The sequence below is a fragment of the Piezobacter thermophilus genome (assembly GCF_055386745.1).
Map to the genome: position 1 here is coordinate 1 of NZ_AP042380.1, position 21,746 is coordinate 21,746.

A 21,746-nucleotide genomic window follows, 5' to 3' on the forward strand; every position below is an offset into this window, starting at 1 on the left:
TTACACCGTCGAAGGTGCAGAAATTACACCACGTGCGCGGACGATAACGTACAGATCTTTCGCACATTTGCTTTTGACGACGGTTCCTTTCAGACTTGCTGAGAGGAGCTGAGAATGGACGAAGACGAGAAACCCAAAGGGATGGGAAAGGTCATTCAGATCGACGAGGCGCGCATTCGCGACCACCTTGGCGAGATGGTGCGGGGCACGGTCGAGGAGGCGCTGAATGCGATGCTGGATGCGGAAGCCGACCGGCTGTGTGGCGCGGATCGCTATGAGCGCAGCGAGGGCCGCAAGGACAGGCGGGCGGGCCATTATCGCAGGTCGCTGGAGACGAAGGCGGGCAAGGTCAGCCTGAAGGTGCCGAAGCTGCGCCGCCAAACCTTCGAGACGGCAATCATCGAGCGCTACCGGCGGCGGGAAAGCTCGGTCGAGGAAGCGTTGATCGAGATGTACCTTGCGGGTGTTTCTGTTCGCCGCGTCGAGGACATCACCGAGGCCCTGTGGGGCACGCGGGTTTCTCCGGGCACGGTGTCCAACCTGAACAAGAAGATCTATGCCAAGATCGAGGCGTGGCGGCACCGCCGGATCGAGGGCGATCATCCCTATGTCTTCCTTGACGGGATCGTGATGAAGCGCTCCTGGGCGGGTGAGGTGCGCAACGTCTCGCTCCTGGTGGCCATTGGCGTGACCAAGGAAGGCTACAGGGAAATCCTTGGCATCATGGAAGGCCCGAAGGAGGACAAGTCCGGCTGGTCGGCGTTCCTGCGCCACCTGGTGGACCGCGGGCTCTCCGGCGTGCAGCTGATCGTGTCCGACGCCTGCCGCGGCCTGATGGAAAGCGTCGCCGAATACCTGCCGGATGCGCGCTGGCAGCGCTGTGTGGTTCATTTTTACCGCAACGTGTTCAGTCTGGTGCCTTCGGGCAAGGTTCGGGACGTCAGCAGGATGCTGAAGGCCATCCACGCCCAGGAGGACCGCAAGGCGGCCGCCGAGAAGATGGAAGCGGTCATCGCCGAGCTGCGCCGCCAGAGGTTGAGCAAAGCCGCCGATCTGCTCGAGAAAAGCGGACATGAAACGCTGATCTACTACGCGTTTCCCGACAGCCATTGGGTCAAGCTGAGAACCAACAACCCGCTGGAACGCATCATGCGTGAGATCCGGCGACGAACGCGGGTCGTGGGGGCGTTCCCGGACGGCAAGTCCTGCCTGAACCTGGCCGCCGCCCGCCTGCGCCATATCGCCGGAACCCAGTGGGCAACCCGAAAATACATGAACATGACCCCGCTATTCGCGGATCAAACCCAAGGAGCCGTCGTCGCATGACAAAAAGTGCGAAAGATATTTGACAGTACCGCGCGGACACTAACTTCGAGCGCGGCGCTGAGCCGGGAGCTTGCGTCAACGTCAAGTCAGTGGCCAACTGGCGTGAGCGAAAGCCGCCGGGCTGAAAAAGGGGTCAGCGGCCGCATGTGCGCGGGCAAAACCGCGATCATGATGGCGACCAATCGCTTGTTCTCACATCAACGCCACCTCAACCCTCATACGTCGTTTTGGAACAGTAGGGGCTGCCGAAAACCAGCGAAAATCGTTGAGTGACGTAAAGGACATTTCGCGCAATCAAACGCTTAGCGCGTAAGTGTCTGAATTCCATAAGTTATAGGAATCGCTCAATATTCGGCTCATAACCTGAAGGTCGTAGGTTCAAATCCTACCCCCGCAACCAATTTATCGCGTAATATCAAATGGTTAGATGGGTGCCGTTTCGGCGGCACCTTGGTCCGCCCATTTTTGGAAGCATAGTGGAAGCAAGAGGGCGCTAAGTTCTTCATATTGCTTCGAAAATCGCATCTTTGTGATTGCCATGTGGTTTTGGCCCCCGTTCGCTCCCGAGGCAATTCATTACTAGTCGTTGAAGGTTTTCCTTGTGATTTTGTTGTGTACCCCCGAGATCCAGCGTTGCCACGATCAGTTTTTCGCCCGCGCCCATTGCGGCAATCGAATACGAATGGCAAATTGGGGCGGTAGGCAAGCCGGCATGGTGCGGATAGAGAAGCATGACCTTCTGGCAGTCATATAACCTGCCGTAGGCCATCATCTGGTACACGTCTGCCTGGCTGACCCCCTGTTTCGGATCGTCGATCCTTGGGGTCATTCGCTTCCATTTTGTGTCAATAATCAGCGCGATTTCCCCGCCTCGTCGAATTATGAGGTCCGGGCGGGTCCGGAAACGACCAATTTCGCCCTCGTAGAGGCAATCGCGATGGCCCCCTTGAGACGAAACACGCAATCTTGTGCCAGTCAGTGCACGTGACAGGATACGTTCCACATATTTTTCGAACAGCACGTTCATCTCGAAAAGGAGCGCGTGCCCTTCGATATTGCCCGCGCTCGTCTGTTGGTGGCAATCGAAAAGAAACAGACGGGCAAACGAAAGAAGATCCCGCCAGCGCCGGTTCGTCCGGTCGAGGACGATCCGGTCCCACCGAAGCGCGTTTGGGGGGACCTCTGTGACGTCTGCATAGAAGAAACTTAACTCGCGCAGCGCGCGCTGGTTATCGAGCGCGGAGGCAAGGCGCGAAAGCTTGCCGACAGCTGCACGCATGACCTGGTTCAGTGCAATGTCGGGCGACAGGGCATCGAAACGGCACGCGAGTTTCTGCGGCGAGACCGCGAGCGTGGAGAATTGCCTTGTTACGTTCAAGCGCCCCCTGAGCGCAGGCAGATCTTCTTCATGTTCAAGATAATGGCGGGGCATTCCCTGGCGCACCGCATCTGCAAGCTTTTCGCAAAACAGACGGATCAGCAGTTCGAGCACCGTTTCGCGCTGCCAGCCGAGTTGCGTCATCAATCCGGCTTCGATGGGCAAATCGTAAGTGATGGCGAGCATATGGATGAGTCGGGAACGCAGCGTCGCATCCGAAACATTGTTTTCGCCTCGCCCTTCGATCTTGGGGAGAATCTCAAGCTGGCAGTCCGGGGTTGCGATGACGCCTACGACTCCACGTGCGCGAAGACCTTTGCGCCGGTGCTCCAACACACCCTCGCCTCCGCGACCCGAAAATGCCGAGGCCCGCGCGACCGCGGCGAGGCGCTCTGCCTGTTTCTCGGGGATCTCGCCTTCGCCCGGCCCGTGGCGGATATGTTCCCATTCGCGGATTGTTCGGCGGATCATGCGCCTGCCAACTTGCTGTAGTTGAAACCTTCATCTTCCGAGCGGACTTCCCAACGGAACCTTGGGGCGGCGTCGCCATCGTCGAGACCGGGTGGTGCCTTCAGGACCGAGCGTTTGAGAAAGCCGCCCTTGATCGGGCCATCGTGAGGCTCCAGGTCACCGAGCACCGCTGCGATCCTGGCCCAGTCTTCGAAGAAGTATTCGGCCAGAAGGGGGATGACCTTGTGGCGCATAACTTCATCCACGTCGTTCCTGCTTTTGCAGTCGATGAAATAGGCATGACCGATTTGGTGTTCGCGGTCATAGAGATATTCGATCCGCTCGTTGATGGTTGTGAGAAGGCGCGGCAAGTCAATGTCCGTTCTTTTTGCTGCATCAAGCAGACAGGACGGATCGGGCATTATCTCGTGGAAGGTAAAGCGGCGCCTGAGGGCGGTATCGAGAAGTGCGATCGAGCGGTCGGCGGTGTTCATGGTCCCGATGATGTGCAAGTTCGCCGGCACGCCGAAAAGCCGTTTGGAATAGGGCAGGGTCAGCCTGATTTCATTTTTCTGCCCAAGCCGCTTGTCAGGCTCCAGAAGTGTGATCAACTCGCCGAAGACCTTCGAGATGTTCGCGCGGTTGATCTCGTCGATAATGAGCACGTGGGGAGGAGCGATTCCCGAAGTAGCGGCTTTATCGGTGCCGAACACGATTTCTTCCAGCCCGTCCCAGTCGATCAGGGAATGATTCAATTTGTAAACGGTGTGCTGCCGGAAGCCGTTGGGGTAGAATCGTGCGCGTTCTACCCCGGAATCGTCGCGCCAGATCCATTCGACCTTTCGGCGGTGTGGATGGTATTCTGCCCCAGCTTGGAAAAAGTAGTCGCTTTTGATTTCGCCAAATGCTCGAAACCTGTCACGGCCATCGGAAATCACGACATAGTCGCCAATCTCCATGTTGGAACGGAATGACCATGTGCAAACGACATCGCCGGCGTGTCCGCTCACTTCCTTGCCGGTCTGTGTTTCCCACTTGCTCTTGATTTCGTCCCAGTTTTCAAACCGTTCATCCGCCCAGTCGGTCTTTCCTCCCCAGCCATGGCGGATCTCGTTGGCATCGAGAGCATCCTTGATTGTTTCTTCGTCCTGAAATCGTCGTCCGAGTGACATCTTGAAGACCGGGCGCGTCCGGTCAAGACGGCGGATGTCGCCATTATCACCATGATCAAGGCGGGCCCGTTCGCTGAACCGTTTGAAAATTCCGTCCTCCACCTTGAGGCGAAAACCGGATGCCCCAGGTTCTTCTGCGACAAGGTCCTGATCCTCGGCCCCTTGCGTCTCGGGGCGAAGGCCCTCGACGAACTCCTCGTAACTCATCGACTGGTGGAAGGTAACGAATGCGATGCGGCCGGCGGCCTGAAGCCTCTCGTATATTTCCTTGAGCTTCTCCCGATCTCCTGGGACAGGTTCGCCGCACAGTCGCACGGCCTCGGCTGCGGTGGCAAAGGTCTTGCCTGTGCCGGGCGGGCCGTAAAGGATGAGGTTCATGGGGGGCAAACCCTTCCCTTTCCTGTCGTTGGGCCCGTCGCCTTTACTGGTGCTCTCTTGTCCATCGGTGCTGCCGCGTGGTGGAACACCGATCGATTGAGCGATCGCGGGGGCCAGCTCATAGCGGACGAGCTTACTGCCGCCATAGGTCAGGTAGCTGACCGGCCCGCCTGCAATCTCCTGGATCCGCGATGCGAGTCCGTCGACGAGCATTGCGCGGGCGACATCGGCAATGTCTTCTGCTTCGATCGCTTCGTCTACCGTGTTCCCCAAGCCCTTCGGCTTGATCCGATAGGCCGACATGCCCGTCTTCCGGTTATGGATTCTTACCGGCTGGTAAGGGGCGCCTGTGACATCGAAGAGCACGAAGGGACGATGCTTACCGGCCGACGATGTTTCCTCAAGCTTGAAGCGAAACACGGTGGCCGAGCTCTGGTCCGCGCCTATCCGCTCAGGCGCCGGGATCTGCGCCATGTCCTGAAATTTCCGCCCGGCAAGCGCTTGGCATATGTTCGGCCAGGCCTCATTCAGACCGAGCGCCTTGTTCACGTCGCGGACGAGCACTTCGACATGGTCACGACCTTCCTCCCGCGCAGGTTCGATGTAGTGCTCGAGGACATATTGTCGTATCCGGTCAGCATCCTTCGCTGCTCCCGGCGGGTCCCCTGCCAGAAACCGGCCGTATTGCCCCAGCCAGCTGCCCCAGTTGGAGAGCCTGTTGTGCGGATTATCGGAATCCGGCATCAGGATCCGGTAATCCTCCCCACCATCTCGGGCGTCCTCGCGCATTTTTCGAAGGCGTTCGCGAAGCGTTTCGAACCTGTCGGCTTCCCATGCTTCTTCGAGATCCCGATAAGGCATGCCGAGGGCGGCAAGGTTCCGCTCGATGGTGCGGACAGCATAGGTTCGTGAATTACGCCCAGCTTCCGTTTGAGCGCCTCCCTGTTCGAGCCAAGCCTTGAATTCGTGCTCTTTCATGATTCACTGCTCTTGATTTCTTTGGGAAATTTAATCCGTTGGGTTTCGTTGGATGTAGTTTGCCAACATCGAGGCTTCTGCATTGACGTCAAAGCTGTTCCGTCCCCTGGCTGAGAATGCTCAGGTAATCGCCATAAACGAACATTCGGCCGCGCTGTTTTCCGGTCACTTCCCGCACGATTCCGAGATCCTGTAGGTGCTGGATGGATTTTGCAATGGTCGGAGGTGAAATGTTCAGCCTTTGCGCTGCCGCAGGGATGCCGATAATCGGCTTCTGCTGAAGCAGCTGGTGGACCCGAAGCGCGGATGCGGCGGGGCGGCCGAGTTCTTCGATCCGATGTCGATCAGCTTCGAACAGGGCGAGGATCTCGCGCGCTGCCTCGGACGCTTGCAGGGATGTCTCCGCAATGCCTTCGAGGAAGAACTCCAGCCAGGTTTCCCAGTCACCATTTTCTCTGACCTGTTGAAGCAGGTCATAGTACTGGCGCCGGTGGGTCTTGAAATAGAGGCTGAGATAAAGGATCGGCTCTTTCAGGATGCCCTGTGCGCAAAGCAGGAAGGTGATCAGCAACCTTCCGAGGCGTCCATTTCCATCAAGAAACGGATGGATTGTCTCGAACTGGACGTGGACGAGCCCGGCCTTGATGAGGGTCGGTATTTCTGGAGTGTCGGCATGAATGAAAGCTTCAAGGTCCGACATCAGATCCAGGATGCGATCGGGCGGAGGCGGGACGAAGAGCGCATTTCCAGGCCTTGTTCCTCCGATCCAGTTCTGCGAGCGCCGGAACTCGCCTGGCTGCTTCGTACTCCCCCGGCCTTTTTCCAGAAGTATTGCGTGGATTTCGCGGATCAGGCGCAGGGAAATGGGAAAGCCCTCGCGGATCCTGTCCAGGCCATGATTCATGGCCGCGACATAGTTGGAAACCTCCTGAACATCATCGATTGGCGCGCCGGGCGCTTCGTCGCTTTCGAACAATAGAAGCTCCGAGAGCGACGACTGGGTGCCCTCGATCTGGGACGACAGCAAAGCCTCTTTGCGCACATACATATAGAGGAACAGCGGTGTGTCCGGCAGGATGGAAGTTACACCGTCGAGCCGGCCGATCGCACGGTTCGCTTTTTCGAGCAACCGGTAGAGCCGTTCCATCCGGATTGGCGGGGTCGGCGGCAGCGGTGGCGGTACGAACGCTTCGGCGCGCTCACCTGCCGTCGAGATGACCACATGCTGACCGAGGCGTGATGGATCCGGTGCTAACGCCATGGTTGAAAAAGGATCCTTTCCTTGGCAAACAGGGTAAGAAAGGATACCGCGTATTCCTTTCCTTACCACAATTCTTACGAAAGGTTCCTTTCTGTGTCGAGCACTCATTCACGCTGCCTTCAGCGCGTCCAGCGCGGACTGGCTTTCTAGGCCGGTGATTCAATGGGTCATCAACGCCTTGGCAAGCTCCCAGCCTATCGCAATCTGCCGGATATCGTCAGGTACCTGGTGACAGGCGGCACACCAACCGCCAACCTGGTCGAGCTGACCTGCCCCCCGCCAACGCCCGCATTTTGAAGTAGAGTCTGCCCGATCAGAAAGGAGCAGACGAATTCGAAAGAGCCGTTTTACGGAGGCGCAAATCATTGCGATGATCAAGGAACAGGAGGCCGGAATGCCGACGGTGGAGGTTTGTCGCCGGCATGGGCTGAGCCCGGCGACGTTCTACAAGTACAAGTCGAAATACGGCGGCATGGGGCTTTCGGACGTGAAGCGCCTGAAGATGCTTGAGGACGAGAATGCCAAGCTCAAGCGCCTGTTGGCCGATGCGATGCTGGACAACGCGGTCCTGAAGGATCTCCTGGGAAAGAACTGACGACGCCGAGCGCGCGGCGTGATGCAGCGCTGCGGGCGATGCGGGATCATGGCATCTCGCAGCGCCGGGCCTGCAGGCTGGTCGGTGTCGATCCCAAGACGGTCCGGCGCGAACGCCCGCCGGACCATCCGGAGATCCGCGAAGCGATGAAGCAGATTGCGGGCAAGCGCCGCCGTTTCGGTTACCGACGGATCGGCGTGTTGCTCGAACGCAAGGGAATGATCATGAACCACAAGAAACTCTATCGCCTGTATCGCGAAGAAGGGTTGTCGGTGAAACGGCGGCGCGGGCGCAAGCGCGCCAGAGGCTCGAGGACGCCAATGCCCGAGGCGATCAGGCCAAACCAGCGATGGAGCCTGGACTTTGTCTCCGACACGTTTGGTGCTTCGCGTCGGTTCCGCATCCTGGCGGTGATCGACGATTGCTGTCGCGAGAACCTCTGCCTGGTTGCCGACACCAGCATCTCGGGCGCGCGTGTGGCGCGCGAGCTTGATGCTCTTGTCCGCCTCCATGGCAAGCCTGAAAGCATTGTTTCTGACAATGGGACCGAGTTCACCAGTCGGGCGATCCTCAAATGGGCGGACGACAATGACGTCGACTGGCATTACATCGATCCTGGCAAGCCTCAGCAAAATGCCTTCATCGAGTCGTTCAATGGCAGCCTGCGTGACGAGCTTCTGAACGAGGAGCTGTTCGATACTCTCGATGACGCCCGCCGAAAACTGGCCCTGTGGCGCTATGATTATAACAACGTCAGGCCCCACTCATCGCTGGGGAACCAGACGCCGGCCCAAGCGCGCCGGACGCTTGAGCGACCCAAAGGCTCCGCGCCCGGCGCGCTTGCCCAAACCGAAACCGCAGATTATGAAAACCAAACCCGCAGACTCTCGTTATGAATGAGGGACCATTGGGGGGCAGGTCAGAGACCTTCTACGAAACCGTCGAGGCGCTGCAGGCCGATCTGGACGCATGGCTGGTGCACTACAATACTGAACGGCCGCATCCGGGATACAGAAACATGGGCCGCAGACCCATCGAAACCGTCATGTCTTTTGTTCGGCAAGAAGGTTAAGAATACACTCCATTGAAGATACCAGCTTGAATCACGTCTACAGCTCCGTGTGAATCCTTTTTGTCAACATGGCCTAGTTTACCAGAATCCAGCTTGACGTATTCGTGTTTTCGAATATTAATAGATCCCGAGCCGGGCCCTCCCGTCCGGCCGCATCCAGTGGGGCGAACGCCTATCCCTCTATGCGTTTCGCCCGGATTGCGGAATCCCACGTGGCTTCCATCTTGCGGCCCCGCCCTCCCGGGGCCGCTTTTTTTTCCACGATCCGTTGAGGCCCCCGGCGCGTGGTCATATGTTCTGACCAATCAGTGGAGTCCACAGATGCCATTTAGGAAGGTCCAGCCGGAAAAGCTTTCAACCTCGGTGGTGCGCCAGATCGAACTGTTGATCCTGCGCGGCATCCTGCGCCCCGGAGAGCGCCTGCCCGCCGAGCGCGAACTGTCCGAGCGGCTGGGCGTCTCGCGCCCGTCGCTTCGGGACGCGGTGGCCGACTTGCAGGAACGCGGACTTCTCGCCGCGCGGCCGGGGGCGGGGATCTACGTGGCCGACGTTCTGGGCAGCGCGTTTTCGCCGGCGCTGATCCGGCTGTTCGCAACCCATGACGAAGCCGTGTTCGACTATATCTCCTTCCGCCGCGACATGGAGGGGCTGGCCGCCGAACGCGCCGCGCGGCTGGCCTCGGACACGGACCTGAAGGTCATCGACACCGTCTTTCGCAAGATGGAAGCCGCACATGCCAAGCGCAACCCGGCGGACGAGGCCCGGCTGGATGCCGATTTCCACCTTGCCATCATAGAGGCCAGCCACAACGTCATCATGCTGCACATGATGCGGTCGATGTACGAGCTTCTGCGCGAAGGGGTGTTCTACAACCGCGCGATGATGTTCAAGCAGCGAACCAGGCGAAGCGAGCTTCTGGATCAGCACCGAAAGATCAACGACGCTCTTCAGGCGCGCGACCCCGCAGGCGCCCGCGAAGCGGTGGTCGCACATCTGAGTTTTGTCGAACAGTCCCTGTCCGACCACCTCAAGGCCATGCAGAACGAAGAAGTCGCGCGACAAAGATTCGAACGCGAGAAAAGTCGCTGACCGGCAACTCCACGGGCCCAAGCCGCAGGGAACAGCTCCCGACCCTGTAGGGTATCGCGCGCGACCGGGTTCAACCGGCCGTCAGGCGCAGGGCGGGTGCCCGCCGTTATACGACAGAGCGGGCGGGACGAACGCGATCGGAAGCGAAAGCTCTGCTCCGCCGGGTCCCGGCACTGGCGGCGAAAATGAAAACCCCGGCCGCGCGGGCCGGGGTTGTCGGTTCGCGAAGATCCCGCCCCGTCAGTGCAGTTTGGCTTCGACTTCCTTGATCGCTTCGTCGATCAGCTTGTTGGCGCGGGCCGCCGTCATCTGCTTGGCAATCACGTCACCGGCAGCCGCGACCGCGATGGCGATCGCCCGGTCGCGCACGTCCTTCACCGCGGCGGCCTGGGCCGATGCGATCTGCTCCTCGGCAGCGGCCAGGCGGCGGGCGATGGATTTCTCCAGATCGGCCCGGGCCTGTTCGGCCACGGTCTGGGCATCCTCGCGGGCGGCCGCCACGATCCGGTCGGCCTGCTCCTGCACCTCACGCTGCTTCTTCTCGTAGGATGCCAGGATCGCCTGAGCCTCGTCACGCAGCGCGCGGGCCTCTTCCAGTTCGCTGCGGATCGTCTCGGAGCGCTTGTCCAGGGCATCGCCCAGCATCCGCGGCACCTTGAAGTAGACAAGGACACCCACGAACACGAGGAACGCGATCAGCACCACGAACTCGGTATTCTTGAGCGAGAAGAACGCCTCCTCGGCCGCAAGGGCCGGCCCGGCTGCGCCGAAAGTCAGGACAAGTGCGAAAAGGTTGCGCATGTCTCTCATCCTTTCATCCGCTCGGCCACGGCCTTGGCGATGCCGTCGGGCTTGCCGCCCAGCACGGCGACGATTTCCGCCGCAGTATCCGTGGCCACGGCCTCGATGCTCTCCAGCGCGCTGGCGCGAATTTCGGCGATGGCCTTTTCCGACTCGGCCGCCTTGGCCGCGATCTCGGCATCGGCCTTTGCGATCGCCTCGTTCAGCTCGGCCTGGATCTCGGCGCGGGTTTCAGCGGCGATGCGCTGGGCCTCAGCCCGGGCATCGGCCAGAGCCTTCTCATAGGCCTTCTCGGCCTCGACCGCCTTGGCCTTGAGTTCCTCGGCCGCCGCCAGATCGTTGGTGATGGTGCCCTGGCGTTCGGCAAGGATGGCGCCGATCCGCGGCAGGGCCACGCGCGACAGGATCAGGTAGATCACGACCAGCGTGACCACGAGCCAGAAGATCTGGTTCGGAAAGGTCGAAAAGTCCAGCTGCGGCATGCCCGCCTTTTCAGCGGCTTCGCCAACCTCGGCGACGGCCTTCCCGGCCTCTTGGATATCGGTTGCCATGTCGTTCTCCTCGGGAACTTGACCTACATCGGGCAGCGCGGAGTAACGCGCCGCCCGACCGTAAGGATGAAGGTTCCGAAGGGAATCAGACGGCGAACATCAGCAGAAGCGCGACCAGGAACGAGAAAATGCCCAGCGCTTCCGAGAATGCGATACCGATGAACATGGTGGCGGTCTGACCGGCGGCAGCCGAGGGGTTGCGCAGCGCACCCGCCAGGTAGTTGCCGACCACATGGCCGATACCGACGGCGGCGCCGCCCATGCCGGCACTGGCCAGACCGGCACCGATATAGGCGCCCATCTTCATCAGCTCGGCGCCAGTGATCGCGATTTCACCTTCCATGATTTCTCTCCTTACAGTGGAATTGGTGTGATTGGGTTTGGTTCGTTGTCAGTGATGCGGGTGCAGCGCATCCTTCAGATACACGCAGGTCAGAATGGTGAAGACATAGGCCTGGATGAAGGCCACCAGCACCTCGAGCGCATAGATCGCCGTGATCGCCAGGATCGGCACCGGCGAGAGCAGCTCGATCGCCGCGAAGGCCGCGAACACCTTGATGACCGCGTGACCGGCCATCATGTTGCCGGCAAGTCGGATGGAGTGGCTGATCGGCCGCACGAAATACGAGATCACCTCGATCAGCGCCAGGATCGGCCGCAGCGCCAGCGGCGCCGAGCTGATCCAGAACAGGCTGAGAAAGCTTGCCCCGTGCAGCACGAAACCCAGCACCGTGACCGAGAGGAAGACCATCATCGCCATCACCGCCGTGACCGCGATGTGGCTGGTGGTGGTGAAGGCAAGCGGCAGCAGCCCGAGGAAATTCGCGGTGACGATGAACATGAACAGCGTCATGACATAGGGGAAATACTTCACCCCCTCCTTGCCGCAGATGTCCTCGACCATCTTGTAGATGAAGCCATAGGCCAGCTCGGCGACCGATTGCAGACGCGAAGGGATGACCGCCCGCTTCGAGGTGCCGAGGATCAGAAGCCCGATGATCGCAAGGATCGCGACCCCCATCCACAGCGTGGCATTGGTGGGCGTGTACCAGGCAATCTCGGTCCCGCCGAAAAGCGGCTTGATCTCGAACTGCTCCATCGGATGGAAGACGAGGCCGCCTTCCTCCGCCATCTGCTCAACCGCCTGCGCGTCGCTTGCCACGTTCAGTCCCTCTCGTCTTCGCCCGCGGCCCTCTCGGCCGCCTGTGTCGTCTGGGCTTCCTGCGCGCTTCGCATCATCGTGCGAATGCCCGCGGCAAGCCCCAGCAATGTGAACAGCACGAGGAAAACGGGCATCGTCCCGAACAGGCTGTCCAGCCCGTACCCCATGCCGAAACCGATCAGCAGACCGGTTACAAGCTCGATCACCATCCGCCAGGCCAGATGCGCCTGGTCGGCGGTCTTGTCCACGCGGGGCTTCGGTTCCAGTTCCTGTCGCGCCGCCGCGATGCGCTGCTCCAGCTGCTCCAGCCGGTGCTTTCGCTCGTCCTCGGACAGGTCATCGGTCACGCGCGCAAACCCCACGCTTGGTTGCGCTTGGATTAGGGTGCCCGGGCCGTGGAGTCAACGCTCTCGATACGCACCGCGAGTTCCAGGCAACTAACGGAAATCATTGGATTTTGTTCCAACGCTCGAAGACGGAGCGATTCCGCCGCAACCGCCGTTAGCGCAAAACGGGGCGGGTTTGCATATTCAACCACCCGGTTGACGATTTTCCCGGCCCGGCCTATGGCCTCGGCATGAGCGATGATCTCGACGCCGTGTTTTCGGCCCTTGCCGACCCGACCCGCCGGGCCATCCTGACCATGCTTCTGGAAGATGACATGGCGGTGACGGATGTGGCCGAACCGTTCGAGATGTCGCTGGCGGCGATCTCCAAGCACCTAGGCATTCTCACCCGCGCGGGGCTGATCAGCCAGGAGAAGCGCGGGCGGGTGAAGTGGTGCAAGCTGGAGCCCGACGCGCTGCGTGCCGCCAGCGTCTGGATGCAGGGCTTCGGCCAGTTCGAGCCGGTCAACCTCGATGCCTTCGAACGCTTCCTCGAATTCGAGTTCGGCCCGACCCCGGACCCGACCGATGCCACGGATCGCGAGGACGGCGCCGGCTGAACCGCCTCAGGCCGCCCTCCGCCCGGCGCCGAAGCGCGGGCCGTCATTCTCCAGCAGCATGACCAGCGCCGCGACCGTCAGCGCCACGCCCACCAGCGTCAGCCCGCGCGGCGCACCGTGGCCCAGCGCGATTTCCCACAATATCACCCAGCTGGGGGTGAGATAGGTATAGGCCATGACCTTGGAGGACGGTAGGCGCAGGGTGGCGAACTGCAGCAGTACGAAGGTCACCGCGCTGGCCAAGATCGACACGTAGATCAGCCCGATCCAGACCCGCGCCGGCAGCGCCGCCCAGTCGGTCGCCAGAATGTCGCTCCAGCCATAGATCGTCAGCACGACCCCCCCGGCCACCATCATGCCGAAGGAAAAGGTGACCACCGGCTCGCCCCGGTTCAGCAAGCGCACCATCGGCGTATAGAGCGCATGGGCCACGCAGCCCCAGAAATATATCAACTCTCCCCTGCCGATGCGGAAGGCAGCCAGCGCCGCCAGATCGGCGCGGAAGATCACCCACAGCGCCCCGACCGCCCCCACCGCCAGCGCGGCGGCGATCCGCGCGGTGGTGATCTGGCGCAGCAGCAGCCAGCCGAAGCCCGCCGCCATGATCGGAGTCAGCGTGAACACCGCCGCCGCGCTGACCGGCGGTGCGGTCTTGAGCCCTTCAAACATCAGCACGAAATAGGCGGCAAAGGTGCCTCCCAGCAGCACAAACCGCCATGGCGCGCGAAAATGCCGCCGCGGCAGGCCGGTGGTGGCCAGGGCGATGCCTCCGATCACCGCCGCCGAAATCCAGAAGCGCAACGCGTTCAGCGCCGCCGGTGCGATATCGTTGGCAATCATCGAGCCCAGCGAAAACGACCCCGCCACCAGCGCGGAAAAGGTCAGCATCGCCAGGTGCCCCCTGGCCTGTTCGCTCATGCCTGCGCCCACGCGAAACCCCGCGGGTCAGCCCCGGCCGCATCTGTGGCGCCGCTCATACCGGCCACTCCCTGGCCTTCTTCTTCAGGAAGGCAAGGAATGCCTGCACCTTGTTCGACCGATGCAGGTCCACATGGGTCACCAGCCACAGCCTGCCGGACCATTCGGGGCGGGGATCGACGATCTCGACGAGGTCGGGATGGCGGGTGGCCTCCCACCGGGGCATGAAGCCGATGCCCGCCCCGGCCAGTACTGCCTCGCGCATGGAAAAGCCGTCGGAGCAGCGGAAGGTGATCGCCTCGGCCGGCACGTTTTCGCGCAGCCAGCTATTGTAGGGGGCGCGGCTGCTGGCGTCGTCGGCGCCGATGAAGCGGTGCCGCCCGAAATCCGCCTGCGACTGCGGCCTTCCATGCCGCGCCACGTAGTCGGCGCTGGCATAGAGCCCCATGCGCTGGGTCAGGAACTTCTGCACCACGTTGTCGGGCTGGTCCGGAGGGTTGCCGGCACGGATTGCCACATGCGCCTCGCCGTATTCCAGACGGAACAGGCGCGCCCCGGTCAGGTATCGCACGATCAGCCCCGGATGGGCGGCCTGGAACGCGGTCAGCACCGGCACGATCAGCGGCGCCAGCGCGTCCAGCGAGGTGACCACCAGCTCGCCCGAGACGCCTTCCCCCTGCCCCTTGAGCCGGCCGGCCAGCTGGTTGAACTGGTCCTCGGTCGTCTGCGCCACGCGCAGCAGGTCCATCCCGGCCTCGGTCGGCGTATATCCCCGCGCGTGACGCTGGAACAGCTTGACCCCCAGCCGTGCCTCCAGCGCGTCGATGTGCCGGATCACGGTGGCGTGGTGCACGCCCAGGACCTGGGCCGCGCCGCTGACCGTGCCCATGCGCGCTACCTGATAGGCGGTGCGTATCTCGTCCCAGTTTTCCATGCGCCTCGACCCCGCGCCCCTTGCGACAACCCGCAATCCGTTCATTTCTTGCCGGTCTTGCCTGAACATGCAATGGCGCGCATCCGCGCCGCCCCGGCTTGACTCGCGCGGGCAAACCCTCTAACTGCGGCGCGATACCCGGAAGCGTCACACCTTCCGGTCCCCGGCCCGTCCAGGGATCGCCCCCCATCAGCGCGTTGCGCCCATGGGGGCGCGCGTCGTATGAATTTGCCCCTGGGGCGGCGTGCTGTGAACCGCCGTCTCCCGGTCGGGGGGCGGCATGTGGAAACCGGCGAAGGAGGCCGAAGGCATGTTTGAAAATCTGTCCGAACGCCTCTCGGGCGTCTTCGATCGGCTGACGCGGCAGGGCGCGCTGTCCGAAGAGGACGTGAAGACCGCTCTGCGCGAGGTCCGCGTGGCCCTGCTCGAGGCCGACGTGTCGCTGCCCGTGGCCCGCGACTTTGTGAAGAAGGTGCAGCAGCAGGCCACCGGCCAGGCGGTGACGAAATCGGTCACGCCGGGCCAGCAGGTGGTCAAGATCGTCCATGATGCGCTGGTCGATGTGCTGCGCGGCGAGGACGACCCCGGCAAGCTCAAGATCGACAACCCGCCCGCCCCGATCCTGATGGTCGGCCTGCAGGGCGGCGGCAAGACCACCACCACCGCCAAGATCGCCAGGCGCCTGACCGAGAAGGAGGGCAAGCGGGTGCTGATGGCCTCGCTCGATGTCTATCGCCCGGCGGCGATGGAGCAGCTTGCCATTCTCGGCCGGCAGATCGGCGTCGATACCCTGCCCATCGTGCCGGGGCAGAAGCCGGTGGAGATCGCCCGTCGCGCGAAACAGCAGGCGGCGCTGGGCGGCTATGACGTCTATATCCTCGACACCGCAGGGCGGCTGCATATCGACGAAACCCTGATGCAGGAGGTCGAGGACGTCCGCAACGTGGTCGAGCCGCGCGAGACGCTGCTGGTGGTCGATGGCCTGACCGGCCAGGTCGCCGTCGAGGTGGCCGAAGAGTTCGACGCCAAGATCGGCATCACCGGCGTGGTTCTGACGCGGATGGACGGCGACGGGCGCGGCGGGGCGGCGCTGTCGATGCGGGCGGTCACCGGCAAGCCGATCCGCTTTGTCGGCACGGGCGAGAAGATGGATGCGCTGGAGACCTTCGAGCCCGAGCGCATCGCCGGCCGCATCCTCGGCATGGGCGACATCGTGGCTCTGGTCGAAAAGGCGCAGGAGACCATCGAGGCCGAGCAGGCCGAGCGCATGATGCGCCGCATGGCCAAGGGCCGTTTCAACATGAACGACCTGAAGATGCAGCTCGAGCAGATGCTCAAGATGGGCGGCATGGAAGGGGTGATGGGGATGCTGCCCGGCATGGGCAAGATGGCCAAACAGGTCCAGCAGGCCGGGATCGACGACAGGATGATCCGCCGCCAGATCGCGCTCATCCAGTCGATGACGAAGAAGGAGCGCGCCAATCCGCAGATCCTTCAGGCCAGCCGGAAAAAGCGCATCGCCGCCGGCGCCGGGCTGGAGGTGTCCGAGCTCAACAAGCTGCTGAAGATGCAGCGGCAGATGGCGGACGTGATGAAGAAGATGGGCCGCATGGGCAAGGGCAAGATGCTGAAACAGGCCATGAAGGGCATGTTCGGCAAGGGCGCCGGCCCCGAAGAGATGGCCGCGGGCATGGACCCCAAGGCGCTTGAGGCGGCAGCCCGCCAGATGGGCGGGCGCGGTGGCCTGCCCGGGCTGGGCGGCGGCATGGCGCTGCCGCCGGGGCTGTCGGGCCTTGGAAAGAAGAAGTGATCCTCATGGAACAGGGATGGCCGCATAACCCGTCTCGGGTCGCCTCGAAGCGCAACGAAGGTTCGGGCGCGAACCGGGCCGCTCTCGCGTCCCGGCCGGCGATCGTGTGGGAGATTGACCCGTGACCTTCGCCATTCCGACCCTTGAAACCCCGCGCCTGATCCTGCGCGCGCCCCGGGCCGAGGATTTCCCGCCCTTTGCCGCGTTCTACGCCTCCGAGCGCGCGAAATTCGTGGGCGGCCCGCTCTCCCCCGAAGGCAGCTGGCGGATGCTGGCGATGGAGATCGGCCACTGGGCGCTCAAGGGCTTCGGCCGCTGGATCGTCGAGGAACGCAGTACCGGCCGGCCGGTGGGTCTGGTCGGCCCGTTCGCGCCCGAAGGCTGGCCCGAGCCGGAAATCGGCTGGGATCTCTTCAACGGCTTCGAAGGCCGCGGCTATGCCACCGAGGCCGCCCTGCACGCGCGCGCCTACGCCTATGACGTGCTGGGCTGGCAGACGGCAATCAGCCTGGTCAAGCCGGGCAACGACCGCTCGGCCGCCGTCGCCGCCCGCATGGGGGCACGGCCCGACGGCGATTTCTCCCATGAGCGCCACGGGCTCATGCATATCTGGCGCCACCCCTCGCCCGAGGAGCTGGCCGATGGCGGCGTGGAGGCCTATGCCTGATGCCCGGAAGCATTCCCGTCATCGAAACCACCCGGCTGATCCTGCGCGGCCCCGAGCCCGAGGACTATCCGAATTTCAAGTCCACCTTCACCAGCTACCGCGCCCGCTTCATGGGCGGGCCGCTGAACCCTTATGAAAGCTGGATGCTCTACGCCGCCGAGATCGGCCACTGGCGGATCCGGGGCTACGGCATGTGGATGATCCACGACCGCAAGACGGACGAAACCTACGGCATGGCGGGGGGCTGGAAACCCGCCATGTGGCCCGAGGCCGAGCTGGCCTGGGTGATCTGGCCCGAGGTGGCCGGGCGCGGCATTGCGCTGGAGGCCACCCATGCCGCGCGCAACTGGTTCTACCGCCAGCTGGGCTGGAAAACCGCCGTCAGCTATATCGACCCGAAGAACCTCGATTCCATCCGCCTGGCCGAACGGCTGGGCGCAAGGCGCGACCCCGACGCCCCCACCGTGGACGGGCATGACGTGGTCTATCGCCACCCCTCGCCCGAAGAGCTGGACGGCACCCAGCTGGCCCATGGGATCGAGATGGAAATCGGCCACTACGCCGACCCGATGTTCAAACCGAAAGGCTGGGCTCTTGACTGACGACCACACCACCCGCGCGGCCGAACTGCTGAAGGAGCACCGCGAGTCCATCGACCGGCTGGACGCGATCCTGGTCTATACCCTGGCCGAGCGGTTCAAGCACACCCAGGCGGTGGGCCGGCTCAAGGCCGAACACGACCTTCCCCCGTCCGATCCGGCGCGCGAGGCGCAACAGATCGCACGGCTTGAAGACCTGGCCCGCAAGGCCGACCTCGACCCGGAATTTGCCCGCAAATTCCTCAACTTCATCATCGCCGAAGTCATCCGGCACCACCAGAGACACCAGAGCTGAAGGCGGGCCCCGCCCGCCCCGACCTGCCATTCAAAGGAGAAACAGAAAATGGCCATGAAAATCCGTCTTGCCCGTGGCGGCTCGAAGAAACGTCCGTTCTACCGCATCGTCGCGGCCGACAGCCGCATGCCCCGCGACGGCCGCTTCATCGAGAAGCTGGGCACCTACAACCCGCTGCTGCCCAAGGACAGCGAAGAGCGCGTGAAGATGAATATCGAACGTGTGCAGTTCTGGCTCGACCGCGGGGCCAAGCCCACCGACCGGGTGGCGCGTTTCCTCGAAGCCGCCGGGCTGCGCGAAAAGGCCGAGCGCAACAATCCGAAAAAGGCCGTGCCCGGCAAGAAGGCGCAGGAACGCGCCGAAGAGAAGGCCGCCAAGGCCGCCGAAGCCGAAGAGGCCGCATCGGAGTGACCCGATGACGGCGCGGGCGCCCGGATCTTCCCCCGGCTCTTCCCCCGAGTTTTCGGATGCGTTCCGCGACCGGCTTTACCAGCTGATTCGGCTCCGGCGCGACGTGCGCCGCTTTCGCCCCGACCCGGTGGACGAGGCAGTGCTGAGGCGCTGCCTCGAATCGTTCCGGCTGGCCCCCTCGGTGGGCCTGAGCGAGCCCTGGCGCATCCTGCGGGTGGAAAGCGAAACGGCCCGCGCCGCGGCGCTGGACAATTTCCGCACTGCCAATGCGGCCGCGCTGGCCGGCTATTCCGGCGACCGGGCGCGGCTTTACGCCTCGCTCAAGCTGTCGGGGATGGAGGAGGCGCCGGTGCAGCTGGCCGTCTTCTGCGATGACGCGACGCCCAAGGGCCACGGGCTGGGGGCGGCCACCATGCCCGAGATGCGCCGCTATTCGGTGGTGGCCGCGATCACGCTGTTCTGGCTGGCGCTCAGGGCCGAGGGGCTGGGGCTGGGCTGGGTGTCGGTGCTCGACCCCGGGCGGCTCTCGCGCGACCTGGCCGTGCCCGAAGGCTGGCAACTGGTGGGATATTTTTGCATCGGGCACCCGCAGGCGCTATCAGATACCCCGGAGCTGGAGACCGCCGGCTGGGAAAGGCGGCGCCCGGCCCTGCCGATGGAAACCCGCTGAGCCGCGATGACCGAAACGCAACCCGACGATCTGATCTGCCTAGGCGCCATTGCCGGCGCCTTCGGCGTGCGTGGCGAGGTGCGGCTGAAAAGCTTCTGCGCCCGCCCCGAGGACATCGAAAGCTATGCCCCGCTGACCGATGCCAACGGCACGCGGCAGTTCACCATCCGCCTGACGCGCCCGATCAAGGGGGGCTTTGCCGCGCGGCTGGGCGGGGTGACGACGAAGGAGCAGGCCGACGCCCTGCGCGGCACCCGCCTCTATGCCCCGCGCCACCGGCTGCCCGAACTGCCCGATGACGAATATTATCACGCCGATCTGATTGGGCTGGCCGTGCACGACACCGGCGGGGCTCTGCTGGGGCGGGTCAAGGCGGTGCTCAACCACGGGGCGGGCGATCTGCTGGAGGTGGCGCTGGAGGGACAGTCGAAGACCGTGCTGCTACCCTTCACCCGGGCCACGGTGCCGACGGTGGACCTGGCCGCCGGGCGGATCGTTGCCGACCCGCCCGAAGGGCTGCTCTGATGGCGCGTGCCGGAGGGGCGGGGGCCGGGTTGGAAAAGGGGCCGATGCCGCGCCGGATCGTGATTCATCCCGGCTTTCACAAGACCGGCACCTCGACCATCCAGCATGTGCTGAAGGCGAACCGCCCGACCCTGCGCCCGTGGATGCAAAGCGTGCTGCGCGGGCAGATGCGCATGATCGTGGCCGCGGCGCGGGGCTATTCCACCTGGCGCGACCCGGTGTCGCTGTTCAAGTTCTCGGCCCGTTTCAAGGCCTTCCTCGACGGGTTGCAGGGGCCGCGCGGGCGGGTGCTGTGCCTGTCGGCCGAGGAACTTTCGGGGCACCTGCCGGGGCGGGCCGGGCTGGCCGATTTCTCTGCCGCCCCGGTTCTGGCCGCCCGCATGGCCGCCATTGCCGCGCGCCGCTTTCCCGGGGTCGAGATCGTCTTCTTCTATTCCACCCGCGCGCCCGAGGCCTGGCTGGAAAGCGCCTACTGGCACCATGTGAAGGCCTCGTCCATGACCATGAGCTGGGAAGACTACGCCGCCGCCCATGCCGCATCGGCGGATCTCGATTCGGTGGTGGATGCGGTGGCCGATGCGCTGGATCACCCGGTCCACCGCGCCCGGCTGGAAGATGCGCTGGCCGCACCGGCGGGGCCTGCGCAACCCCTGCTGGAGCTGTGCGGCATTCCGCCCGACATCATCCGCGCCCTGCCCGCCCCGCCGCCGGTGAACCGCCGCCCCGATCGGGCGGTTCTGCTTGAACTTCTGGCCGTCAACCGCACATATGACGATCCCGAGAAACGGCAGGCGGCCAAGGCCGCCATACTGCAGGCGGCACAGGAGGACGCCCGATGACCGACCCCGACCGCCCCACCCCGGCCCGCGCGCTGGGGCGCAAGACCATCCGCCCCTCGGCAAAGCCGCGCGAGCTGATTACCCCCGCGCCGGATCTGGCCGGGGTATGGAAGGCGCAGGTCATCACGCTGTTTCCCGCTGCCTTTCCCGGCGTGCTGGGCGAAAGCCTGACCGGAAAGGCATTGCAGGAAGGGCTTTGGCAGCTGGAAACCATCGACCTGCGCCGCTTCGGCAAGGGGCGGCACCGCAATGTGGACGACACCCCAGCCGGCGGCGGGGCGGGCATGGTGCTGCGCGCCGACGTGCTGGGCGAGGCCATCGAACACGCCATGGCCGGCACCGGCCTCGCCGACCGGCCGCTGATCTATCTTTCCCCGCGCGGGCGGCCGATGGATCAGGCGCTGATGCGCCGCCTTGCCCGCGCCGGCGGCGTCACCCTTCTGTGCGGCCGCTTCGAGGGCGTGGACGAGCGCGTTCTGCAACATTACGCCATCGAGGAAATCTCGCTGGGCGATTTCGTGATGACCGGGGGCGAGATCGCCGCCATGGCCCTGATCGACGCCACCGTGCGGCTGCTGCCGGGGGTGCTGGGCAACCAGGCCTCGACCGAGGAGGAAAGCTTCGCCCACGGGCTGCTTGAGCATCCGCACTACACCCGCCCGGCCGAGTGGAAGGGGCGGGCGATCCCCGAGGTGCTGCTGTCGGGCCATCACCGCCGCATCGCCGAATGGCGGCAGGCCGAGGCCGAGCGCATCACCCGCGAACGCCGCCCCGATCTGTGGCAGGCCTGGCTGAAGCGTCGCGACGGGGACGGGCCGGGCTGATCGCCTTCCCCACCGGCGGGGCAGGGGCCGAAGGCGCTTCGAAGCGCCTTCGTCAAGGGTTTTCGAAAACCCTTGACGGCCGATCCTTCCGCACC

Annotated in this window: 23 protein-coding genes and 1 pseudogene; 14 read left to right on the forward strand and 10 right to left on the reverse strand. The window is 63.6% G+C overall.

Annotation, left to right across the window (positions count from 1 at the left end; genetic code table 11):
- The first annotated feature begins 141 nt into the window (after positions 1-141).
- Complete coding sequence (locus ACZ5CM_RS00005) at positions 142-1,326, forward strand: IS256 family transposase (protein ID WP_464640132.1); 1,185 nt, start codon at positions 142-144, stop codon at positions 1,324-1,326.
- Positions 1,327-1,828: 502 nt separating this feature from the next.
- Here ACZ5CM_RS00005 and ACZ5CM_RS00010 read toward each other — a convergent pair.
- The 3 genes from ACZ5CM_RS00010 to ACZ5CM_RS00020 form a co-directional block, all read right to left on the reverse strand.
- A complete protein-coding gene (locus ACZ5CM_RS00010; RefSeq protein ID WP_464640134.1) occupies positions 1,829-3,175 on the reverse strand; it encodes an McrC family protein in 1,347 nt (448 codons plus the stop codon).
- Positions 3,172-5,682 carry an AAA family ATPase gene (locus ACZ5CM_RS00015; RefSeq protein ID WP_464640135.1) on the reverse strand — a complete coding sequence of 837 codons (2,511 nt, stop codon included), beginning with the start codon at positions 5,680-5,682 and terminating at the stop codon, positions 3,172-3,174. The genes ACZ5CM_RS00010 and ACZ5CM_RS00015 overlap by 4 nt, the downstream gene beginning before the upstream one ends.
- An 88-nt stretch (positions 5,683-5,770) precedes the next feature.
- Positions 5,771-6,943: a Fic family protein gene (locus ACZ5CM_RS00020; protein WP_464640137.1), complete on the reverse strand. Its 1,173-nt coding sequence runs from the start codon at positions 6,941-6,943 to the stop codon at positions 5,771-5,773.
- Positions 6,944-7,274: 331 nt separating this feature from the next.
- Here ACZ5CM_RS00020 and ACZ5CM_RS00025 point away from each other — a divergent pair.
- From ACZ5CM_RS00025 to ACZ5CM_RS00035, 3 genes and pseudogenes are all read left to right on the forward strand, one after another.
- A protein-coding gene (locus ACZ5CM_RS00025) for an IS3 family transposase (protein ID WP_464637742.1) occupies positions 7,275-8,434 on the forward strand; the annotation gives its coding sequence in 2 pieces (ribosomal slippage) (positions 7,275-7,524 and positions 7,524-8,434; 1,161 coding nt in all).
- 26 nt (positions 8,435-8,460) lie between these two features.
- A pseudogene (locus ACZ5CM_RS00030) lies at positions 8,461-8,610 on the forward strand (integrase core domain-containing protein); the annotation flags it as partial.
- A 321-nt stretch (positions 8,611-8,931) separates the two neighbouring features.
- Positions 8,932-9,699, forward strand: coding sequence for a FadR/GntR family transcriptional regulator (locus ACZ5CM_RS00035; protein WP_464640139.1), 768 nt, complete (start codon positions 8,932-8,934; stop codon positions 9,697-9,699).
- Positions 9,700-9,939: 240 nt separating this feature from the next.
- On the opposite strand, the gene ACZ5CM_RS00040 is transcribed toward ACZ5CM_RS00035, so the two are convergent.
- The 5 genes from ACZ5CM_RS00040 to ACZ5CM_RS00060 all read right to left on the reverse strand — a co-directional run bounded on the left by ACZ5CM_RS00040 (position 9,940) and on the right by ACZ5CM_RS00060 (position 12,548).
- Positions 9,940-10,509 carry a F0F1 ATP synthase subunit B gene (locus ACZ5CM_RS00040; RefSeq protein WP_464640141.1) on the reverse strand — a complete coding sequence of 190 codons (570 nt, stop codon included), beginning with the start codon at positions 10,507-10,509 and terminating at the stop codon, positions 9,940-9,942.
- Positions 10,506-11,051, reverse strand: a complete 546-nt coding sequence (locus ACZ5CM_RS00045; RefSeq protein WP_464640142.1) for a F0F1 ATP synthase subunit B' — start codon at positions 11,049-11,051, stop codon at positions 10,506-10,508. Before ACZ5CM_RS00045 ends, ACZ5CM_RS00040 begins: the two co-directional genes overlap by 4 nt.
- Positions 11,052-11,136: 85 nt before the next feature.
- On the reverse strand, positions 11,137-11,394 hold the full coding sequence (locus ACZ5CM_RS00050; RefSeq protein ID WP_464640144.1) for a F0F1 ATP synthase subunit C: 258 nt from the start codon (positions 11,392-11,394) through the stop codon (positions 11,137-11,139).
- A 48-nt stretch (positions 11,395-11,442) separates the two neighbouring features.
- Positions 11,443-12,183, reverse strand: a complete 741-nt coding sequence (locus ACZ5CM_RS00055) for a F0F1 ATP synthase subunit A (RefSeq protein WP_464640146.1) — start codon at positions 12,181-12,183, stop codon at positions 11,443-11,445.
- A 32-nt stretch (positions 12,184-12,215) separates the two neighbouring features.
- Positions 12,216-12,548 carry an AtpZ/AtpI family protein gene (locus ACZ5CM_RS00060; protein WP_464642655.1) on the reverse strand — a complete coding sequence of 111 codons (333 nt, stop codon included), beginning with the start codon at positions 12,546-12,548 and terminating at the stop codon, positions 12,216-12,218.
- Positions 12,549-12,790: 242 nt separating this feature from the next.
- Between ACZ5CM_RS00060 and ACZ5CM_RS00065 the strand changes: the two genes are divergently transcribed.
- Entirely contained in the window at positions 12,791-13,159 is a 369-nt protein-coding gene (locus ACZ5CM_RS00065; RefSeq protein ID WP_464640148.1) for an ArsR/SmtB family transcription factor, read from the forward strand.
- Between the two features lie 6 nt (positions 13,160-13,165).
- On the opposite strand, the gene ACZ5CM_RS00070 is transcribed toward ACZ5CM_RS00065, so the two are convergent.
- Positions 13,166-14,077, reverse strand: a complete 912-nt coding sequence (locus ACZ5CM_RS00070) for a DMT family transporter (RefSeq protein WP_464640150.1) — start codon at positions 14,075-14,077, stop codon at positions 13,166-13,168.
- Positions 14,078-14,132: 55 nt separating this feature from the next.
- The gene (locus ACZ5CM_RS00075) at positions 14,133-15,011 is read right to left on the reverse strand and encodes a LysR family transcriptional regulator (protein ID WP_464640152.1); all 879 of its coding nucleotides are present in this window, start codon (positions 15,009-15,011) and stop codon (positions 14,133-14,135) included.
- A gap of 310 nt (positions 15,012-15,321) precedes the next feature.
- On the opposite strand from ACZ5CM_RS00075, the gene ffh reads away from it, so the two are divergent.
- The 9 genes from ffh (at position 15,322) to trmD (ending at position 21,651) form a co-directional block, all read left to right on the forward strand.
- A complete protein-coding gene (gene ffh, locus ACZ5CM_RS00080; protein WP_464640154.1) occupies positions 15,322-16,821 on the forward strand; it encodes a signal recognition particle protein in 1,500 nt (499 codons plus the stop codon).
- Positions 16,822-16,942: 121 nt separating this feature from the next.
- Positions 16,943-17,488 carry a GNAT family N-acetyltransferase gene (locus ACZ5CM_RS00085; protein ID WP_464640156.1) on the forward strand — a complete coding sequence of 182 codons (546 nt, stop codon included), beginning with the start codon at positions 16,943-16,945 and terminating at the stop codon, positions 17,486-17,488.
- Entirely contained in the window at positions 17,488-18,090 is a 603-nt protein-coding gene (locus tag ACZ5CM_RS00090; RefSeq protein WP_464640158.1) for a GNAT family N-acetyltransferase, read from the forward strand. Before ACZ5CM_RS00085 ends, ACZ5CM_RS00090 begins: the two co-directional genes overlap by 1 nt.
- The gene (locus ACZ5CM_RS00095; protein WP_464640160.1) at positions 18,083-18,382 is read left to right on the forward strand and encodes a chorismate mutase; all 300 of its coding nucleotides are present in this window, start codon (positions 18,083-18,085) and stop codon (positions 18,380-18,382) included. The genes ACZ5CM_RS00090 and ACZ5CM_RS00095 overlap by 8 nt, the downstream gene beginning before the upstream one ends.
- 48 nt (positions 18,383-18,430) lie before the next feature.
- Positions 18,431-18,793: a 30S ribosomal protein S16 gene (gene rpsP, locus ACZ5CM_RS00100; protein ID WP_464640161.1), complete on the forward strand. Its 363-nt coding sequence runs from the start codon at positions 18,431-18,433 to the stop codon at positions 18,791-18,793.
- 4 nt (positions 18,794-18,797) lie between these two features.
- Complete coding sequence (gene bluB, locus ACZ5CM_RS00105; protein ID WP_464640163.1) at positions 18,798-19,463, forward strand: 5,6-dimethylbenzimidazole synthase; 666 nt, start codon at positions 18,798-18,800, stop codon at positions 19,461-19,463.
- 6 nt (positions 19,464-19,469) lie between these two features.
- On the forward strand, positions 19,470-19,988 hold the full coding sequence (gene rimM / locus ACZ5CM_RS00110; protein WP_464640165.1) for a ribosome maturation factor RimM: 519 nt from the start codon (positions 19,470-19,472) through the stop codon (positions 19,986-19,988).
- The gene (locus ACZ5CM_RS00115) at positions 19,988-20,827 is read left to right on the forward strand and encodes a hypothetical protein (protein WP_464640166.1); all 840 of its coding nucleotides are present in this window, start codon (positions 19,988-19,990) and stop codon (positions 20,825-20,827) included. Before rimM ends, ACZ5CM_RS00115 begins: the two co-directional genes overlap by 1 nt.
- Complete coding sequence (gene trmD, locus ACZ5CM_RS00120) at positions 20,824-21,651, forward strand: tRNA (guanosine(37)-N1)-methyltransferase TrmD (RefSeq protein WP_464640167.1); 828 nt, start codon at positions 20,824-20,826, stop codon at positions 21,649-21,651. Before ACZ5CM_RS00115 ends, trmD begins: the two co-directional genes overlap by 4 nt.
- Positions 21,652-21,746 lie beyond the last annotated feature (95 nt).

Excerpts from the sequence above, each read along its gene's own strand:
- ACZ5CM_RS00035 (WP_464640139.1), top strand. The coding sequence starts at position 8,932 with ATGCCATTTAGGAAGGTCCAGCCGGAAAAGCTTTCAACCTCGGTGGTG.
- ACZ5CM_RS00115 (WP_464640166.1), top strand. The coding sequence starts at position 19,988 with ATGGCGCGTGCCGGAGGGGCGGGGGCCGGGTTGGAAAAGGGGCCGATG.
- ACZ5CM_RS00055 (WP_464640146.1), bottom strand. The coding sequence starts at position 12,183 with ATGGCGGAGGAAGGCGGCCTCGTCTTCCATCCGATGGAGCAGTTCGAG.
- ACZ5CM_RS00040 (WP_464640141.1), bottom strand. The coding sequence starts at position 10,509 with ATGAGAGACATGCGCAACCTTTTCGCACTTGTCCTGACTTTCGGCGCA.
- ACZ5CM_RS00075 (WP_464640152.1), bottom strand. The coding sequence starts at position 15,011 with ATGGAAAACTGGGACGAGATACGCACCGCCTATCAGGTAGCGCGCATG.
- ACZ5CM_RS00020 (WP_464640137.1), bottom strand. The coding sequence starts at position 6,943 with ATGGCGTTAGCACCGGATCCATCACGCCTCGGTCAGCATGTGGTCATC.
- rpsP (WP_464640161.1), top strand. The coding sequence starts at position 18,431 with ATGGCCATGAAAATCCGTCTTGCCCGTGGCGGCTCGAAGAAACGTCCG.
- rimM (WP_464640165.1), top strand. The coding sequence starts at position 19,470 with ATGACCGAAACGCAACCCGACGATCTGATCTGCCTAGGCGCCATTGCC.
- ffh (WP_464640154.1), top strand. The coding sequence starts at position 15,322 with ATGTTTGAAAATCTGTCCGAACGCCTCTCGGGCGTCTTCGATCGGCTG.
- ACZ5CM_RS00090 (WP_464640158.1), top strand. The coding sequence starts at position 17,488 with ATGCCCGGAAGCATTCCCGTCATCGAAACCACCCGGCTGATCCTGCGC.
- bluB (WP_464640163.1), top strand. The coding sequence starts at position 18,798 with ATGACGGCGCGGGCGCCCGGATCTTCCCCCGGCTCTTCCCCCGAGTTT.
- ACZ5CM_RS00070 (WP_464640150.1), bottom strand. The coding sequence starts at position 14,077 with ATGAGCGAACAGGCCAGGGGGCACCTGGCGATGCTGACCTTTTCCGCG.
- ACZ5CM_RS00065 (WP_464640148.1), top strand. The coding sequence starts at position 12,791 with ATGAGCGATGATCTCGACGCCGTGTTTTCGGCCCTTGCCGACCCGACC.
- ACZ5CM_RS00010 (WP_464640134.1), bottom strand. The coding sequence starts at position 3,175 with ATGATCCGCCGAACAATCCGCGAATGGGAACATATCCGCCACGGGCCG.
- trmD (WP_464640167.1), top strand. The coding sequence starts at position 20,824 with ATGACCGACCCCGACCGCCCCACCCCGGCCCGCGCGCTGGGGCGCAAG.
- ACZ5CM_RS00005 (WP_464640132.1), top strand. The coding sequence starts at position 142 with ATGGGAAAGGTCATTCAGATCGACGAGGCGCGCATTCGCGACCACCTT.
- ACZ5CM_RS00045 (WP_464640142.1), bottom strand. The coding sequence starts at position 11,051 with ATGGCAACCGATATCCAAGAGGCCGGGAAGGCCGTCGCCGAGGTTGGC.
- ACZ5CM_RS00015 (WP_464640135.1), bottom strand. The coding sequence starts at position 5,682 with ATGAAAGAGCACGAATTCAAGGCTTGGCTCGAACAGGGAGGCGCTCAA.
- ACZ5CM_RS00050 (WP_464640144.1), bottom strand. The coding sequence starts at position 11,394 with ATGGAAGGTGAAATCGCGATCACTGGCGCCGAGCTGATGAAGATGGGC.